This is a genomic window from Pantoea sp. X-Soil-TKNS-1207 (assembly GCF_059730485.1).
Window position 1 is genome coordinate 2191277 of the sequence record NZ_AP035958.1, and the last position, 18079, is coordinate 2209355.

An 18079-nucleotide genomic window follows, 5' to 3' on the forward strand; every position below is an offset into this window, starting at 1 on the left:
AACGGATAGGCAGGCAGGGGTAAAGTTATACGGATGGATAATTGATTTCTGACCGGTGAGGCAAAAGTCGCCGTCACGGCGACTTTCTTAACCTAACTTAGCGGGCGCGCCACAGTTTCTGGCTGGCGATATCCGCTCCCGCGCGCAGCGCACGGAATTTCTCACGCACCACGGTGGGATGCACTTCTGGCTTATAGGTAGCCTGCGAGGAGAAACCACAGTCGGCACCGGCCAGCACATTCTCTTTACCCACGCGTTCAGCGAAGCGAATCAAACGCTCAGCAATCAATTCCGGATGCTCCACGGTGTTGCTGGCATGGCAAATCACGCCGGGGATCAGTCGCTTCCCTTGCGGCAGCTTTACCTGCTCCCAGATGTGGTATTCATGCTCGTGACGCACGTTACCCGCCTCAAACGAGTAATCGGACACGTTGATATTCAGCATGTAGCGAACAAACTCGATAAACGGCACATCGTGGATGCGCGGGCCTTCATTGATGCTGTAGCAGGTGTGGTAACGAATTTTCTCCGCCGGGAGGCCACGCAACGCATGGTTGAGAATATCGACGTAGTTATTCGCCTTCTCAATGATTTGCGTATTGGTTAAATGGCGGTCCGCGAACAGATCCGGCAGGAATGGGTCATCGATTTGCAGGCCAAAACCGGCATCGATAATCGCTTTATACTCAACGCGCAACGCTTCCGCGACGGCAGAGAGATAATCGCCCTCGCTGGCGTAAAATTCGTTGCTGCCCACGCCGGTCGGGGCCACTGAGGGAACAAAGGCGCCATAGGCATTGGCGGATTTGGCCGCGTCCGCCAGATTGGTGAGATCGCGTTGCAGCTGCGCCACACCGTGATAAGAAACCGGGCCGGTGCAGGCGACCGGCACAAACGGCACCAGGTTTCCACCCAGCATCGCTTCACCAAAATAGCTTTTGTAGTACTCGGGGAAGGCTTCGACTTCAGCATCGAATGCGGCATAGCCCTGGCCGGGACGGGGTTCAAAACCGGCAATACGATCGCGAACGTAGGCAAAGAAACCCACTTTTGACATTTCACCATCGGCAACGATATCGATACCATCCGCTACCTGCTGCTGCACGGATTCAAACACCGCGTCGCGGATGCCGCTCTCCAGCTGCTCATGGTTATCTTCACCCTGAATGCTGGCTTTCATCATATCGAGCAGCTTAACCGGGCGTGCCAGACTGCCTACGTGGGTGGTCAGAATTCGATTATCAACGGACACAGAAATCTCCTGGATGGATGCATTTAGCTCGCCATACCTGAATACAAAACTGCTCCGATGTCAAATGGTTGCCGACGCCGCCCTTGTTGTCCAGCGGCGGCGTTGGCGCAGAAACTTACATCATTTGCGGTTCACGAATCGCATTGCCACGGTCGAAGCGGCTTAAGCGATAAGGCGCCAGATCGGTGTACGGCTGATCGTTCAGCACAATCTGCGAGCATAACTTCCCTGCCCCAGGACCGATGCCAAAGCCGTGACCGCTAAAGCCGGACGCCACAATCAGGCCAGGCAGCTGGCTGATTTCGTCAATCACCGGCACCAGGTCCGGTGTGGTATCGATCCAGCCACCCCAGGCGTGATCGACGGCGATGCCCTGCAATTCCGGGAATTCATGCACCATTTTCGCAATGGCTTCACGCAGAATTTGTGCATCCGGCGCCGGATCCAGCACGCGGATCTTCTCAAAGGGTGAGATTCCGTCCATCGACCAGGAACCTGCGGCTTCCGGGCCAGAGAAGAAGGAGCCGTTCAGGCGGATTTTCAGTTTTTTGGCGATTTTGCTGCGATACATCGGATAAAAGCGCATGGCGTAACGCAGGTTCTGCGGTGCAAGGTCGAGTTGCCCTCGCCCGGAAATCGCCACGGTATAGCTGCCATCCAGCCGACGGCGGATCGCCAGTCCCGGTACGCTCAGACAGCCTTTGGTCACTTCCGGCGCTAGTGTGGTTTTAAATGCGGTGCCGAGGATATTGGCGCTCGGCAGTTCAATCCCGTAGCGGTTACAGAAACGGGAACTCCAGGCGCCGCCGCAGCAGATGACTTTGCTGGCTTTCACCAGGCCGCGCTCGGTCCACACCCCGGTGACGCGCCCGCCGCTGATATCCAGCCCGCGTACCGCGCAGCGCTGCTGAATATTCGCGCCAAGCTGCTGCGCTCCCATCGCCAGCGCCGGTACCGCCTGTGACGGCTCCGCACGGCCATCGGTCGGCGACCAGACGCCGCCGAGCCACGCTGTTTTGCCGCCGATACGCTCACCGGCCTCTTTGGCCGACAGCATGTCGCTGTGGAAACCGATATTTTTGGCCTGTTTGCCCCAGTTTTCCCATTTCGCCAGATCGGCAGCCTCAGTGGTGCCGTACAGAATGCCGCTGCGGCGAAAGCCTAAATCCCGGCCAATCTCTTCACCCAGTTCGGACCAGCGTTGCAGGCTGTACATCGCCATCGGCAGTTCGTAAAGATCGCGGTTCTGCTGGCGCACCCAGCCCCAGTTGCGGCTGGACTGCTCACCGGCCACGACGCCTTTTTCGAACAGCGCCACTGACACGCCGCGCTTAGCCAGTTCATAAGTCACCGAGGTGCCAATGATCCCGGCGCCAATCACAATCACATCCACAGCGTCGGGAAAATTCGGGCTGTCGGGCACTGCATCAATCTTTACGCGCATAAAAAGTTCCTCAAGGTCACAGGTGATGATCCGGCTTGATATGCATGATCCACAGCACCTTTGCGTCCTGATCGGTATGATTAAAAATGTTATGCATCAATGAACTGCTGAACTGGAAACTGTCGCCGGGGCGCAGAATAGCGCTATCGCCCGCCAGCTCCAGCGTCAGTTCACCGCTGATCAGCAATCCAGCCTTCTCCCCCATCCCCATCAGCATCTCATCGGAGCGGACCTGCGGTGGGATAACGATCAACATAAACTGGATGTCATGATCGCCGGTTGGCGACAGCATCTCTTTGGCGATGCCGCGTCTGCCGACGTTGAAATGCGGGCGATCGGCCTCGCGACGCACATAATGCTCCGCGCCACGCGGCGCTGGCGCGCTTTCCTCCAGAAAGGCGGTGAGCGGCACCTGCAACACCAGCCGCAGCTGCTCCAGTACGCGAATCGTCGGGTTCGTCAGATTACGTTCTAACTGGCTGATCGCCCCGGCAGAGACGTTAGCCAGCAGCGCCAGTTCGTTAATCGTCATATTGCGCGCTTTGCGGATACGCCTGAGGCGCGCGCCAATATCGGCCTCCAGCGAACCGGGAGCGCTCTCGGCAACATTCACTTTATTCATGCAAAAGGTTCCATGCGTTGGCTGCCAGCGTGTGCAGAGGCACCGGATTATTTTCACTATAATGAAATTCAGCCTTAGGGTGTCAACCCGCGAGGCGATAAAAATGAAATAGCCGACAGAAATGGATTTTTATTATTGATTTTATTAGCAATAATTATCCATCCGAAGTTGCTATGACTCGCATAAGCAAAGCCTATGGCTGCGCCGGTCAATGGCGTAATCTGGCTACAGGTGGCGATGGATATTCATTTAAATGAATGAAGGCGGGCGAGGATTGCGGTGCAGCGTCAGGCGCTGAGGAAAAAAAAGGCCGCATTACGCGGCCACGCTTACCGGTTCTGATAGAGATCCCAGCGATTGCCATAAATATCTTCGAACACTACCACCGTGCCATACTCCTCCTCGCGCGGTTCTTCACAGAACGTCACGCCCTGCGCTTTCATGCGCTGGTAATCGCGCCAGAAATCGTCAGTTTGCAGGAACAGAAAGACGCGCCCGCCGCATTGGTTGCCGATAAAACTTTCCTGACGCGGATTGGAGGCTTTAGCCAGCAACAAATTACAGTCGCTTTCCGGATTCGGGTTCACCACCACCCAGCGTTTGCCCGGTTGCGGGGTGTCCTCTATCAGGTGGAAGCCCAGCTTTTGCGTGTAATATTCGATCGCCCGATCATAATCATCGACCACAATGGCGACATATCCCATACAGCGTTTTTGCGTTCTCATGGTTCTTAACTCCTGTTATGACCTTAAACGTTAACTGACCGCAATATTCCGCGCGATGGTTTGCAACATGCGCTTTCTGATCCAGCCACTGGCGGGCCGGATAGCCAGCCAATAGAGCAGCATCCTGCGACGGACTGCGGCGGTCGGGCAATAAATAAAGGTTTCAGTGATGACCTGATAGTTACCGTCGCCGTTGTCGATCACCTGATTATGAAGGATCAATCTGGCGCAATCGTTACGGGTGAAAGCGCGATAAGCCTGCTCATCGGCAATCGGCTCCAGCCCCATATCCATTTGCCAGAAACGGCCAATTAATCCCAGCGTACAGCTGGTTGCGTCGCTGTGCAGTTCGGTAAATTTTTGCAGATTAAAATCGGCGGGTCTGGCTAGCAACTTTTGTGGCCACTGGCGGATGATCAAAAGCGTACGCACCACCGCATCCTGTTGCGCATCAAAGGTTTTTAACGCCCCGATGATCTGTCCGGGGTGGTCGGCCATCATGCTGGCGTGATGCTTTTCATGAAAATGCACCGCAGGCAGCCACTCAGCGGCGGCCCATTGGTGGCTGTGGTTCTGGCTCAGACATCCCATATCTTTCATCCATAAAAAATAAAAAGCAGGCCAGCGCCTGCTTTATCGATGATTATGCGGCGCCGCCTGCCACTTTATTTAGCGCAATAACCTCTGAATGCTCGATTAACGGCGGCAGCTCGCCAAACAGCTTCGTAATATGCGGCGCGTTAAGATGTTTATCCAGTAACGCCTGGCTTTGCCACTCTTCGATCCAGATAAAACGGCGTGGATTCTGGCTGTCGCGATTAAGCTGATAAGTGATGCAGCCTTCCTCTTTTAAGGTCTCGGCAATCACGCCACGAAATAATGCCTCAGCCTGATCTTCACATCCTGGTTTGATTACAAACAACGCCACAACAGGAACCGTCATATTCACCTCCACTATGAAAAATAATAAGCAGCAATACGTTAGCGCAGCATTCCTGGGCTGTCAGTCTGAAAATGTGCGGCGGAAATTATTATTTTTCTCGCTTGCTGTGGGGAAATTATTCACGTCATAATTGTTGCGCTTATGTAACCAGAGGCGCTCTGAATGCCGGAAATATCCAACCTGTTGACCTTCGCTGTGGTGGCGCTGGGCCTGGTGCTGACGCCAGGGCCGAATATGATCTATCTGGTCTCGCGTTCCCTGTGTCAGGGTAAACGCGCGGGCTATATCTCGCTCGGCGGCGTGGCGCTGGGGTTTGTGTTTTATATGCTGTGCGCCGCGCTCGGCATCACCGCCTGGCTGTTCGCCGTTCCCTGGGCCTACGATGCGTTGCGTCTGGCCGGCGCGTTATATCTGCTCTATCTGGCATGGCAGGCGATTAAACCCGGTGGCCGTTCGCCTTTTGCGGTGCGCGATCTGCCCAAAGATAATGCGCGCAAACTGTTTACCATGGGGTTTATTACCAACCTGGCGAATCCGAAAATTGCCATCATGTTTTTATCGCTGTTGCCGCAATTTATTACGCCGGGGCATGGCAGCGTGCTGCTGCAATCGCTGGTGCTGGGTATGACGCAAATTCTGATTAGCCTGACGGTCAACGCCATTTTTATTACCACGGCGGGTCAGGTCTCGGCATTCTTTATGCGGCGACCCACCTGGCAATTAATTCAGCGCTGGCTGATGGGAACGGTGCTGGCGGGACTGGCGGTGCGTATGGCGCTCGACGCGCGCAAATAGCTGCGCGGCAGGCACCAGAGGCGCCTGCCCGTCATTAACCCAGCAGTTTTCGGTACTGAATAAACTCGGTTTTGCTGGCGACCCGATCATACAGCTGCCGCGCCGTGGCGTTGGATTCCTGCGTCGTCCAGTAAACCCGTGAACATCCCCGCGTTTCCGCCTGTTGATACACCGCCAGAATCAGCGCCTTGCCTGCACCTTTGCCGCGTGCGGCGGCGCTGACAAACAGATCCTGCAAATAGCAATAATCCCCCAGCGTCCAGGTGGAGCGATGGGTGAGATAATGCACCAGACCGATGAGTTCCCCTGCCTCTTCCGCCACCAGACAATGCATCGGTTGATCCTGCGCCAGCAGGCGGCGAAAGGTTTCTGCGGTGGTGTCGGTGCTGATTTCTGTTTGATAAAAGCGCTGATACCCCTGCCACAATGCCAGCCAGCCGGTGAAATCATCCGCGCGTAACGCTCTCAATTGCATGGTTAATCCTTACCCTGTATCGCATGAATTATCTTGTCGGCCGCGATAACGCGGTCATCATTCGGGAACCACTTATTGGCCAGCATAATCACCGCCACCTTCTCCGACGGGATAAACACCGCGTAAGTGGAGAAGCCGTTGGTGGAGCCGGTTTTGTTATACCACGCCTGCTGTGGCGCGGCCTGCGGCGGCACCAGCGGCGTAGCGGACATGCCTTTCATAATGCGCTGGCTGCTGTTGCCAGCCACCAGCGCGGCCTGCGTCACCGGCAGCGGATAATATTCCCACATCATCGCCTGAGTGAACGCTTCGGTGCGATATTCACCGTTATGGGTGGCGGCGATCGCCTGCTGCCACGCCGGAGCCACCGCCAGCGCGTTGCTCTGGATCGCCAGCCAGCGAATCAAATCGGCGCTGCTGGATTTCAACCCATAGGCTTCCGCGTCCAGCGGGGCTGGCGTGACGCGCACCGGCTGGTCCTGCTTGTTGTAGCCCTGGGCATAGTTGTTCATCTGCGCCGGTGGCACCTGAATCCAGCTATGGTGCATCCCCATCGCGGGCAGCAGCAGCTGTTCCATCGCCTGCTGAAAGGGTTGATGCAGACTTTTGGCGGCGATCATGCCGAGCATCCCAATGCCGGGATTGGAATAGACGCGCTGCGTGCCGACCGGCGCAGATGGCTGCCAGCGTTGATACCAGGCCATTAACTGCGCCTGATTGGTCACCTCGTCCGGTACAAACAACGGCGTACCGCTGGTGTGGGTCGCGAGGTTAAGCAGGGTGACGCGATCAAAAGCGCTGCCCTTCAGTTCCGGCAGCCACTGGCTGGCGCGATCGCTGAACTGCAACTTATGCTGCTGCGCGGCATAGCTGGCGAGGGTGGCGGTGAAGGTTTTGCTGAGCGAACCGATTTCAAACAGCGTGTGCTGGCTGATCGGCTGCTTTGTCGCTTTCGACGCCACGCCGTAATTATAAAACGTCGTTTTACCGTTATGCAGCACGGCGATCGCCATACCAGGCACCTGGTACTGTTGCATCAGGGGTTTGACGATGTCGTCGAGGCTGGCGGTTTGCGCCAGCGCGCTGCCGCTCACCAGCGCCGCCAGCGTGCTGAGGGTTGCCATTAAACGCATTGATATTCCTTTCATTTGAGTTTCAGGCCGAAATCAGTCACTCGCTATAGATTTCCCTGCGTCCTTTGACTAACCCAACCCCACAGGGGTGTCGATTAAGTGAACGAAATCACAACTGAGAAACATTTTATTAACCATAAATTGATCTTTTTCTGCCCTGCCCGTATAGCTTATGAAAATTATTTCACGCATACGAAATAATTTTCAGCACCTGCCCCGGCTCGTTTTACCGCGTTTTGTTGTCACGGCTGAGCCACACCTATTCAGCGTTTATCCGGGGAAAACCATGAACAAAATCTCAGCCGTTCTTACCTCTCTGCTCGTTGCGGGTTGTTTATCCAGCCCCGTCCGTGCCGCCGATGATGCGCCTCAATTTCGCTGCAAGCCCGGCGAAACCTATTACATGAACGTGATGGTCACCGGCGTCGAATACTGGTTCCCGGTGTACGAAATGTTTAAACAGGCCGCCCATCAGCTCGGCTGTAAAACGGTGTATGGCGGTACGCCTGCCTATGATGTGAATCAGCAGCTGGCGAGTTTCGAACAGGTGCTGGCGCAAAAACCGGCGGGCATCTTCCTGCATCCGATGAACCCGGACCCGTTTATCGAGCCGATTAATCGCGCCGCCGAAATGGGGATCCCGGTTGTGACCTTTGCCGCCGACTCCCCGCACAGCAAACGCGTGGCTTATATCACCTCGGATAACTTCCGCGAGGGCAAAGCCGCCGCCGACGAGCTGGGTAAAGCGATGGGGAAAGAAGCAGAGTTCGCCGTGCTGGAAAACCCCGGCCAGGATAACCATGACCGCCGCGTCACCGCGTTTATCAACGAGATGAAAACCGCCTTCCCGGACAGCAAGCTGGTTGCGCGGGCGGCCACCTATCAGGACCCGTCTAAAGCCTATAACGCAGTGCTGTCGATGTTGCAGGCGCATCCCAATCTGAAAGGCATCTTTATGCCGGAAGCCAGTTCGGCGATTGGCGCCGCGCAGGCGGTGGCAGAAAACGGCGGCAAGGTCAAAGTGATGACCGTCGATGTGAATGCCAAAGTGCTGGATATGATCAAAAGCGGTCAGGTATTTGGCGCCATCAACCCCAATCAGGGCATTCAGGGCTATCTGGGTTTTATCACGCTGTTTATGGCCGCCCATCCTGAACTGATTGACCCGATGAACGATGCCAAACGCAATGGCGTCAACCCCTTCTCGTTCCCGATTCTCGACAACGGTTACGCGGTGGTCACCAAAGACAACGCGGACGACTTTCGCTGGGATGCCTACCTGAAACGCCGTGGCACCAAAGGCATCAACGAGTAAGGAGCGCATGATGACAGCACTGCTTGAGCTGCGCGGCATCAGCAAAAGTTTCGGTCCGGTGAAGGCGTTGCAGGGCGTTGACTTCTGCTTGCAGGCGGGCGAAATCCACGCGCTGGCCGGTGAAAACGGGGCCGGGAAATCCACCCTGATGAATATCATCGACGGTATTTTGCGTCCGGACGGCGGAGAAATGCTGCTGGAGGGCCAGGCGGTGACGATCCGCTCGCCGCGTGAAGCACAGCGGCTGGGGATTGGCCTGGTCCATCAGGAGATCGCCCTGTGCCCGGATATCAGCGTCTACGAAAATATCTGGATGGCGCATGTAGCGAGCCATCGCGGCATGTTGTTGCCGCACAAGGCACTGCGGGAGAAGGCGCAACAGGTGATGAATCGCCTGGCGCCCATTCCGGTCACGCGCAAGGTCGGCGATCTCTCGCTGTCCCAGCAGCAACTGGTGGAGATCGCCAAAGCGCTCACTCTGGATTGCCGCCTGCTGATCCTCGACGAACCCACCGCCGCGCTCACCGAGCCGGAAGCGCAAACGCTGTTTGGCATTGTGCGCCAGTTGCAGGCGCAGGGCATCACCGTAGTGTATATCAGCCATCGCATGGCGGAGATCTTCGCGCTTTGCCAGCACATCACCATCCTGCGCGATGGCCGCACGGTGCACAGCGCACCGCTCAGCAGTATGACACCCGATGAGGTGATCACCCGTCTGGTGGGCCGCGAGCTGTCTCAGCTCTACCCCGATAAGCGGCCGCCCTGCCAGCTGCCGCCGCTGCTGGAGGTGCGTCAGCTGGGCGATGGCAAACATTTTCATGACATCAGCTTCGATCTGCGACCGGGGGAAATCCTCGGCATCGGCGGACTGATGGGCGCCGGACGCAGCGAAATCGCCCAGGGCATCTGTGGCCTGCGGCCGGTGAAACAGGGCGAGATTCGCATCCGGGGTGAGGCGGTGATCCTGAAGGATTATGCCAGCAGCATCCAGCGTCGCATGGTGTATCTGTCGGAGGATCGCAAAGACGCCGGGCTGTTTCTGGATATGCCGATCGACTGGAACATCTCGGCGCTGGATATCCGTGCGGTCAGCCACCACGGTCTGACGCTCAGCCCGCGTCGTGAACGGCAGCAGGCCGAGGTTCTGGCGCAGCAGGTCAGGCTCAAGCGCAGCAAGCTGAGCGATCCGGTCTCCTCCCTTTCCGGCGGTAATCAGCAAAAAGTGGCGCTGGCGCGCGTGTTGTCGGTCAATCCGCAGCTGGTGTTGCTGGATGAGCCGACGCGCGGCGTTGACGTCAGCGCCAAGGCGGAAATTTACCAAATCCTCGCCGGTCTGGCGGCGAACGGCATCGGACTGGTGGTGATCTCGTCAGAACTGCCGGAGCTGATTGGCTTATGTGACCGCATCCTGGTCATTCATGAAGGGCGCATCAGCGGTGAAGTGGCCGGTGAGGCGATGACGGAAGAAAACCTGATGCGGCTGGCGGCTGGCATCTCACCGGAAACGGAGGCTGTATGGCACTAAATACCACCCTGCCCGCGGCGCGCAAATCACCGTGGGTGCTGTTTGGCGGCCTGCACAAGCAGCGGGAAATCGGTCTGATCGTGATCATCGCGCTGATCTTTGTGGTGATGAGCTTTACCTCACCCTATTTCCTCACCTGGACCAATATGAAGGCGATGCTGCTGTCGTTTTCGATTGAAGGCATCGTGGTGATCGGCATGACCATTCTGCTGATTGTCGGCGGCATTGATCTCTCCGTGGGCGCAGTGGTGTGCCTGTCGATGGTGGTGGCCGGGCAGCTGTTTCTCAACGGCGTCGATCCCTGGCTCGCCAGCCTCGGCGGTATGCTGGCGGCGGCGCTGGTGGGCGTGCTGATGGGGCTGACGGTGACCAAAATCGGCCTCAGTCACTTTATCGCCTCGCTGGCGGCGATGGTGATTGTGCGGGGCCTGTGCATGATCATCACCCAGGGCACGCCGCTGTCGCTATTTACCTTGCCCGCCAGTTTTAAGTTTATCGGTCAGGGCGCCCTGTGGGGCATTCCGTTCGTGATCATCCTGTTTTTCCTGCTGGTGGCGCTGTTTGACTTCCTGCTGCGCAAAGCCACGCTGTTTCGCAAGGTGTTCTACACCGGCAGCAACGAACGCGCGGCGGCCTATTCCGGCATTAACATCAACCGTATCAAGCTGTGGGTCACGGTGCTGACCTCCACCCTCGCCGGTCTGGCGGGCATCATTTATATGGCGCGTCTTGGCTCCGCCACCCCCACCTTCGGCGTCGGCATGGAACTGAACGTGATCGCCGCCGCGGTCATCGGCGGTGCCAGCCTGAAAGGCGGAACCGGTTCGATTCTCGGCGCGGTGCTGGGCGTGGCGCTGCTCTCCATCGTCACCAGCTCGCTGATCCTGATTAACGTTTCCGTTTACTGGCAGGATCTGATCAAAGGACTGATTCTGCTGGCGGCGGTCTCCATCGATCATCTGTTAAATAAATACCGGGCGGCGTAACGCCCACAGCAACAAGGAATGACAGCCAATGGAATTCGATAGCGAACATCCCGCATTTCATAGCGCCCGTCAGATCTATCAGGTGCTGGTGATGTATTACCTCGACGGAAAAAAGCAGTCCGACATTGCCGCAGAGACCGGATTATCGGTAGCCAGCGTCAACCGGCTGATCCGGCAGGGCAAAGAGAGCGGCATGGTGGAGATCACCATCAAATCCCCCTGGCTTTCCGCCCATCAGCTGGAGAGCGACCTGGCGCAGCTGGGGCAGTTGCAGCAGGTGGTGGTGGCACCCAACGTGGCGCGCAGCGAAGAACAAAACCTGCAAATGGTTGGCGCCGCCGCCGCCGATTATCTGCTGTCACGTCTGCGCGATGGCGATGTGATTGCCATCACCGGCGGTAAAGGCGTCAGCGCGCTGGTCGATGCACTACAGCCGTCACGTAAATATGATGTTCAGGTGGTGCCCGCTCTCGGCTGCGTGCAGGGAAAACACTACACCGACGTTAATCATGTGGCATCCGAAATGGCGGCGCGCTTGGGCGGTCATGCGTGGCAAATTCATGCGCCGTTGTTTACCGATTCCGCCGATGAACGCGAAATGCTGATGGGGATCAGCGCGGTCAATCAGGTACTGGACAAAGCGCGCCACGCCACGCTGGCAGTGGTGGGTCTGGGATCGATCCACACCGATAACTCCAGCTATTACGATCTTAACCTGACGGCGCGACATGCCTCTGCCAGCATCGAGACCAGCGGCGCGCGCAGCGAACTGCTCGCCTGGCTGCTGGATGCGCAGGGACAACCCGCCCGGTTTGACGCCAACCGGCGGCTGGTCGGACTCACCCTGCCGGAGTTGCAGCGCATCCCCTTTTCCATGGCGGTGGTGGCGGGACGCGACAAAGTCGATCCCATCCACTGCGCGCTGCACGGTCACTGGCTGAAAGCGCTGGTGACGGATGAATCCACCGCCGCCGCCGTGCTGGAACTGAACCTGGGAGGTCATGATGCCTGAACCTTTAACCCGTGCCGCCCGTCTGGCCGCCCTGCGTCAGCGCAGCAGCGTGCCGGTCCTGATCGTGGGTGGCGGCATTAACGGCATCAGCACCTTCCGCGAACTGGCGTTGCAGGGCATTCCGGCGATTCTGGTGGAGAAAGGCGACTGGTGTCAGGCGGCGAGCGGCGCGCTGTCGCGCATGATCCACGGCGGGCTGCGTTATCTGGAGACCGGGGAGTTCGCGCTGGTGAAAGAGTCGGTCACCGAACGCGATCGTCTGCTGAAAAACGCCCCGCATTATGTCTTCCCCCTGCGCACCACGGTGCCGATTGATAATCTTGCCGGTGGGCTGCTGAACGCCACCCGCCGCTTTTTGCGCCTCAGCGATAAACCCACCCGGCGCGGCGCATTGCTGATCAAAACCGGGCTGAGCCTGTACGACATCTACACGCGGCAAAACGGCACCATGCCCAAACATCAGGTGCAGGGCGAAGCGGCTACCCGTCAGCGCTGGCCCGGCTTCGCCCCCTGGGTGAAGTACAGCGCCAGCTATTACGATGCGTGGATCAGCGCCCCGGAACGGCTGGGGGTCGAGCTGGTCAGCGATGCCGAACACGCCTGCCCGCAGGCGCTGGCGCTGAATTATATGCAGCTGGTCAGCGCGGACGGCGAAACCGTGACCGTGCAGGATGGGCTGAGCGGCGAACAATTTTCGCTCCAGCCGCATGTGCTGGTGAATGCCAGCGGCGCCTGGGTGGATCAGATTAATCAGCGGCTGGCCCCGGCCGCCACCGCGACAAAACTGATCGGCGGCACCAAAGGTTCGCATCTGATTATTGACCATCCCCCGTTGCTGCATGCGCTGGCGGGCGAAATGGTCTATTTCGAAAATCAGGAAGGCCGCGTCTGCATTATGTTTCCGTGGTTTGGCAAGGTGCTGGTCGGTTCAACCGATATCCGCGTCGATGATCCCGATGCGGTGGTATGCGAGGAGGCGGAAAAAGCCTACATCCTCGCCTCGCTGCGCTTTGTCTTTCCGCAGGTCGAGGTGCCGGATCAGGCCATCGTTTACACCTTCAGCGGCGTGCGCCCGCTGCCTGCCAGCGACGCGAAGGTGAACGGCCAGATTTCGCGCAATCATTCGCTGGTGCTGCTGCCGCCGGATGCCGCCCGTGCCTACAGCACGCTGTGCCTGGTAGGCGGCAAATGGACGACCTTTCGCTGCTTTGGCGAACAGGCTGCCGACCGGGTGCTGCGCCTGCTGGGCGAGCAACGCCGCGTCTCCAGCGCCGATCTCGCCATCGGTGGCGGTCGCGATTTCCCTGCACCCATGGCTCAGGCCGACTGGCTGGCCCAGCTGGCGCAACAGCACGGCGTGCCACTGCCGCGTGTGACGCAGCTGGTGCAGCGCTACGGTACGCGCGCCCTGCCGTTACTGACGCTGATTCAGCAGCAAGGTGAAAAGCCGCTACGGCATCACGCCGATTACAGCGCAACCGAGCTACGCTATCTGATTGAACATGAACAGGTGTGCCAGCTGGAGGATCTGCTGGTACGCCGTAGCAGCCTGGCGATTTGTGGCGAACTCAACCCGCCGCTGATGCAGGAAGTTTCACAGCTGCTGGCGCAGACGCTGGGCTGGAGCGAAAGCCAGCGCATCCAGCATTTACAACAAAGCTGCGCCAGCCTCGCCGGTTTACACGGCCTGACTGGCCTTTACCCACCGTTTTTCCAGGAGGAAACACGACATGTCAGTAACCAGTAAAGTTCGCATGAATCGCCTGTTTCATCACGGCAAATGCCTTGATGTGGCGATCGACCACGGTATCGCCAACGAGCCAGATTTTCTTATCGGCCTGGAAAATATCACCAGCGTAATGAGCAACCTGATCGCCGCCCAGCCTGACGCCATTCAGGTCAATTACGGTCAGGCCGATCTGCTGCAACAGGAAGCGGGCCGCAAACCGGCCCTGGTGATGCGGACGGATGTCGGCAACGCCTATAACGCCGCGCGTCACCGCGAGATGTGGGCGGTGTTGCACAACCCGGATGAGCCGATTCTTGCCGCTCTGCAAATGGATGCCGCCGCCGTGGTGGTCAACCTTTATCTGATCCCCGATGAACCGGGCATTTTCCGCATGTGCGTGGAAAATATTGGCCGCCTGCGCCAGGCGTGCGATCGCTACGCCATGCCGCTGATGATTGAGCCGCTGGTGATGGCACCCGCCGGACAGGGTGCCGCCTACGGTTCCCTCGGCGATGTGGAGAAAATCGTACCGCTGGTGCGGCTGGCACGCGAACTGGGAGCCGACATTATCAAAGCCGATCCAACGGAAAACATAGAAGATTTTCACCGCGTGGTGGAAGCCGCCCGTTGTCCGACGCTGGTGCGCGGCGGCGGTAAAGGTGAGCTGGGGGCGGTGCTGCAAAAAAGCGCCGCGCTGATGGCTCAGGGTGCCAGCGGTATGGTGTACGGCCGCAATGTGTACCAACACGATAACCCGTCGCGCGTGGTGAAAGCGCTGATGGCGATTATTCATCAGGGAGCCAGCGGCCCGGACGCGATGGAAATTTATCAGCAGGGTTAAGCCTTACCTGCACCGGCGCTTAAGCGGTGCGCCGTCTTCGCCTATTAAACGGAGTCGGATATGAGTCAGATCCTCGGTATTGATGCCGGAAACACCATGATCAAAGCGGTGCTGTTTGATCTTAGCGGCCAGGTGCTGTCCGTGGCTGAATGCGCGGGTGAAACCCACCAGCCGCAGGAAGGTTATGCCGAACGACCGGTGGCCGATATCTGGCATGGGGTCAGTCACGCGGTCAGCCGCTGTCTGCAACAGGCAGGTAAGCTGGCGCAGGATGTGATCGCTGTCGGGGCGGCCGGTCACGGCAACGGGCTGTATGCGCTGGATCGCCAGCAGCAGCCGTTATTCGGCATCCAGTCCATCGACCATCGCGCGCTGGAAACGGTGCAGGCGCTGGAACGCAGCGGCGCCGATCGGCTGATTTACGCGTTGTCCCTGCAAAAACCCTGGCCAGCGGCGACGCCGGTATTGATCCGCTGGATCAAACAATATCAGCCGGATCGTTGGGCGCAGGTGGCGCATCTGCTGTGCGCCAAAGATGTGATCGCCCATTTTCTCTGTGGCAACGTCAGCGCCGATTTTTCCGATGCCGCAGGTGCCGGGCTGATCGACTATCGCCAGCGCGGCTACAGCCGCGAGCTGCTGGCGCTGTATGGCATTGAAGATGCCCTGCCGCGCCTGCCCGCCTTACGTGAATCCTGTGATGTGGTCGGCCATGTCAGCGCCCATGCCGCCCGCCTCACCGGTCTGCCGCCGGGCATTCCGGTGGTGGCGGGGATTTTTGATGTGGTCGCCAGCGCCGTGGGTTCCGGGGTGGTCAACAGCGGCGAAGCCTCGATTGTGGCCGGGACCTGGAGCATCAATCAGGTGGTGGTCGATAAACCCGATTATCTGCGTCCGGTGTTTATGAACTCCATCATCGAAAAAGATCGTTATATGGCGATTGAGGCCAGCGCCACTTCGGCCGCCAATCTCGACTGGTTTCTGCGTGAATTCGACGATGGGCGTGCCGGTCAGGGTGCGGCGCGCAGCAGCGACAGCGTCGCCCATGTGCAACCGAATGCCCAGCTGCCGCTCTATCACCCCTACCTCTATTCCGGCCGCAAATCGGAACCGGCCAAGGCGGGTTTTTATGGCCTTGGCGGCTGGCACACCCGGGCCGATATGTTGTTTGCGCTTTTCGAGGGCGTCACCTTTGCCCATCGCGCCCATATCGATCGTCTGCGCGCGGCGGGCATTGCCGTCAGCCGGGCCACCCTGTCCGGCGGTGCGGCTCGCAGTTGCATCTGGCCGCAAATGTTTGCCGATGTGCTGGATATGCCAATTCGCGTCGCGGAATGCAAAGAAACCGGCGCATTAGGTGCCGCGCTGTGCGCGGGTGTCGGGGTGGGCGTGTGGAAAAATCTCGCCGACGCCGCGCAGCAGGCAGTGCAGATCAATGCCGGTGAACTGCTGCCGCGCCCGGATCGTTTTGCCTTCCATGATCGACGCTATCGGGTATTTAAAAAACTGGAGCTGGCGATGAGCGAGATGTGGCAGGAAGCGGGTTAATTGTTTGCAGCATCGGGAAAGGCGTGTATAAACAATGCTCTACCCGATGAATCAGGAGCAGCATCTTGCAAATCAACCAGCTACCGTTTGGCATTACCCTGTGGGATCAAATCGAAGCGGAAACCCATCCCGGTGACAGCGGTTTTGCGCTGTGGCGCACCCAGCGCTTCAACGATATTCGCGTACGAATGGTGGAGTATTCGCCGGGGTATCTGGCGGATCACTGGTGCCTGAAGGGACATATTTTGCTGTGTCTTGAAGGGGAAATGGTGACGGAACTGGAAGATGGACGCCGCTTTACCCTGACGCCTGGCGTCAGCTACCAGGTCGCGGATAACGCGGAAGCGCACCGCTCATCAACGGTAAGCGGCGCGAAGTTATTTATCGTCGATTAACCGTGCGCCCCGCCAGTTGACTGACGGGGCGTATCACTTAATGGCCGGGTTTAGCCAGCGCGTAAGCGGCCGTCAGATCCAGACGTTGCCAGAAGGATTGGTCCGCCGTGTTACCGGACAGCGGGTAGCCGCCAGGCAGCGCCGATTTCACCATCAACGCCCGACGCTGGGCATCGGACAGCTGCGGCAGCGCGGTTTTCAGCAACACTTCAGCCCCCGCAGGCACCGTTACCGCCGCATTTTTGCCCGCTGCGCGCGGCAGGTTGTAACTCATGGTAAAGCGATAGAACTGTTTCATCTGCGGTGAACGATAAGGATCGTCCTGACCCGCGCTCCGCGCACACTCGGCCAGCGAGGTGCCGCACTCTTTCTCCAGCGCTGCCCGCAGCTGATCGCGTGCTTCGCTGAACAACGCCTGATAGCGTGTGTCATTCAGATAATTCGCCACATTACGCTCGGCCACCATGCGTGAACCCATCACGTCCAGCGGATAATGCACGCCCAGCACCAGACGTGAATAACCGTAACGGGCGCCGCGGATCACCAGCGCTTCGAAGCGCTCCGGCACCATCTCCGCCAGCAGCAGCGCATCGGTGTAACCCGTGTTGGTATGACCGCTTGGGAAAGAGCCGCCATCGGCGGTATACGGCTGGTTGTCTTTCACCACGACATCATCCGGCACCAGATGAATGGTGTTGCCAGGATGCAGGAACGGACGCGGATAGTTGAAATGTTTTTTCGCTGCGCTGGTGCTGACTTCGCTGGCTTTAATCAGCGCCGCCGCTTTGCCGAGTTCACCTTTGTCATACGCGGCGAGAAAGGCTTTACCGAGACGTGGACCCAGCGCATCGGCGAGGAAATAGAGATGATTGATACCTTCCGCATCTGCCAGCGCCTGCTGGCGGGTGCCCCGGGTGGCATTCAGGTTGATGTCGGTGACGGTAGCGCGGCTGGCATCCAGCACGCTGGCGGGCAGTGCGCTAAAGCCTGACAGCAATGCAATATCCGCCTGCTGATTGGCTTTAGTCTGAAAATCGTAACCACGGCTCTTCAGCCAGCCATAGTCTGCCTGAGTCGGTGATTGTTTGGCTTTTTCCAGCAGGTCACGCGTCAGCGCAGGTTTGTTACCCTGTAACGCGGCGCGTTCGCCCTGCAACATCTGCTTTTCAAGATCGTTATAGCCTGCCTGAGCAGAACCGGTAGAAGTCTGGCTGGCGAGCGCGGCGGCGTCCGGCAGCGAAATGGCATGAGCCTGCTGCGCCAGCAGCATGACTGTCGCAATCAGTGTGTAACGGGTTTTCATTATTTTCCCCTGTTTTCAGAATATTACCTTGCCGGG

18 protein-coding genes are annotated in these 18079 nt (G+C 58.3%); 9 read left to right on the forward strand and 9 right to left on the reverse strand.

Going from position 1 to position 18079, the window contains the following annotated elements; all coding sequences use genetic code 11:
- Positions 1-97 precede the first annotated feature (97 nt).
- The 6 genes from AC6I8V_RS10265 to AC6I8V_RS10290 form a co-directional block, all read right to left on the reverse strand.
- Positions 98-1252 (reverse strand): uroporphyrinogen decarboxylase/cobalamine-independent methonine synthase family protein, encoded by a 1155-nt coding sequence (locus AC6I8V_RS10265; RefSeq protein WP_497842178.1) that lies wholly within the window; start codon positions 1250-1252, stop codon positions 98-100.
- Between the two features lie 115 nt (positions 1253-1367).
- The gene (locus AC6I8V_RS10270; RefSeq protein ID WP_497842179.1) at positions 1368-2696 is read right to left on the reverse strand and encodes an NAD(P)/FAD-dependent oxidoreductase; all 1329 of its coding nucleotides are present in this window, start codon (positions 2694-2696) and stop codon (positions 1368-1370) included.
- Positions 2697-2712: 16 nt separating this feature from the next.
- Entirely contained in the window at positions 2713-3318 is a 606-nt protein-coding gene (locus AC6I8V_RS10275; RefSeq protein WP_497842180.1) for a helix-turn-helix domain-containing protein, read from the reverse strand.
- A gap of 329 nt (positions 3319-3647) precedes the next feature.
- The gene (locus AC6I8V_RS10280) at positions 3648-4043 is read right to left on the reverse strand and encodes a VOC family protein (RefSeq protein ID WP_497842181.1); all 396 of its coding nucleotides are present in this window, start codon (positions 4041-4043) and stop codon (positions 3648-3650) included.
- A 30-nt stretch (positions 4044-4073) separates the two neighbouring features.
- The gene (locus tag AC6I8V_RS10285) at positions 4074-4634 is read right to left on the reverse strand and encodes a hypothetical protein (protein ID WP_497842182.1); all 561 of its coding nucleotides are present in this window, start codon (positions 4632-4634) and stop codon (positions 4074-4076) included.
- A 52-nt stretch (positions 4635-4686) separates the two neighbouring features.
- Entirely contained in the window at positions 4687-4986 is a 300-nt protein-coding gene (locus tag AC6I8V_RS10290) for a putative quinol monooxygenase (protein ID WP_497842183.1), read from the reverse strand.
- Positions 4987-5148: 162 nt separating this feature from the next.
- On the opposite strand from AC6I8V_RS10290, the gene AC6I8V_RS10295 reads away from it, so the two are divergent.
- A complete protein-coding gene (locus AC6I8V_RS10295) occupies positions 5149-5781 on the forward strand; it encodes a LysE family translocator (protein ID WP_497842184.1) in 633 nt (210 codons plus the stop codon).
- Between the two features lie 34 nt (positions 5782-5815).
- Here the strand turns inward: AC6I8V_RS10295 and AC6I8V_RS10300 are convergent, their stop codons facing one another.
- Positions 5816-6256, reverse strand: a complete 441-nt coding sequence (locus AC6I8V_RS10300) for a GNAT family N-acetyltransferase (protein ID WP_497842185.1) — start codon at positions 6254-6256, stop codon at positions 5816-5818.
- A 2-nt stretch (positions 6257-6258) separates the two neighbouring features.
- Entirely contained in the window at positions 6259-7389 is a 1131-nt protein-coding gene (ampC, locus tag AC6I8V_RS10305; RefSeq protein ID WP_497842186.1) for a class C beta-lactamase, read from the reverse strand.
- Between the two features lie 286 nt (positions 7390-7675).
- Between ampC and AC6I8V_RS10310 the strand changes: the two genes are divergently transcribed.
- The 8 genes from AC6I8V_RS10310 (at position 7676) to AC6I8V_RS10345 (ending at position 16740) form a co-directional block, all read left to right on the forward strand.
- A complete protein-coding gene (locus tag AC6I8V_RS10310; RefSeq protein ID WP_497842187.1) occupies positions 7676-8704 on the forward strand; it encodes a substrate-binding domain-containing protein in 1029 nt (342 codons plus the stop codon).
- A gap of 7 nt (positions 8705-8711) precedes the next feature.
- Positions 8712-10229, forward strand: a complete 1518-nt coding sequence (locus AC6I8V_RS10315; RefSeq protein WP_497842188.1) for a sugar ABC transporter ATP-binding protein — start codon at positions 8712-8714, stop codon at positions 10227-10229.
- Entirely contained in the window at positions 10220-11215 is a 996-nt protein-coding gene (locus AC6I8V_RS10320) for an ABC transporter permease (protein ID WP_497842189.1), read from the forward strand. The genes AC6I8V_RS10315 and AC6I8V_RS10320 overlap by 10 nt, the downstream gene beginning before the upstream one ends.
- Before the next feature lie 28 nt (positions 11216-11243).
- Positions 11244-12227 (forward strand): sugar-binding transcriptional regulator, encoded by a 984-nt coding sequence (locus AC6I8V_RS10325; RefSeq protein ID WP_497842190.1) that lies wholly within the window; start codon positions 11244-11246, stop codon positions 12225-12227.
- Complete coding sequence (locus AC6I8V_RS10330) at positions 12217-13974, forward strand: glycerol-3-phosphate dehydrogenase/oxidase (RefSeq protein WP_497842191.1); 1758 nt, start codon at positions 12217-12219, stop codon at positions 13972-13974. The genes AC6I8V_RS10325 and AC6I8V_RS10330 overlap by 11 nt, the downstream gene beginning before the upstream one ends.
- Complete coding sequence (locus AC6I8V_RS10335; RefSeq protein ID WP_497842192.1) at positions 13958-14797, forward strand: class I fructose-bisphosphate aldolase; 840 nt, start codon at positions 13958-13960, stop codon at positions 14795-14797. Before AC6I8V_RS10330 ends, AC6I8V_RS10335 begins: the two co-directional genes overlap by 17 nt.
- Before the next feature lie 60 nt (positions 14798-14857).
- Positions 14858-16345 (forward strand): FGGY-family carbohydrate kinase, encoded by a 1488-nt coding sequence (locus AC6I8V_RS10340; RefSeq protein ID WP_497842193.1) that lies wholly within the window; start codon positions 14858-14860, stop codon positions 16343-16345.
- Between the two features lie 65 nt (positions 16346-16410).
- Entirely contained in the window at positions 16411-16740 is a 330-nt protein-coding gene (locus AC6I8V_RS10345; protein WP_497842194.1) for a DHCW motif cupin fold protein, read from the forward strand.
- A 37-nt stretch (positions 16741-16777) separates the two neighbouring features.
- Here AC6I8V_RS10345 and AC6I8V_RS10350 read toward each other — a convergent pair whose 3' ends face one another.
- Complete coding sequence (locus AC6I8V_RS10350) at positions 16778-18043, reverse strand: acid phosphatase (RefSeq protein ID WP_497842195.1); 1266 nt, start codon at positions 18041-18043, stop codon at positions 16778-16780.
- Between the last annotated feature and the right edge of the window lie 36 nt (positions 18044-18079).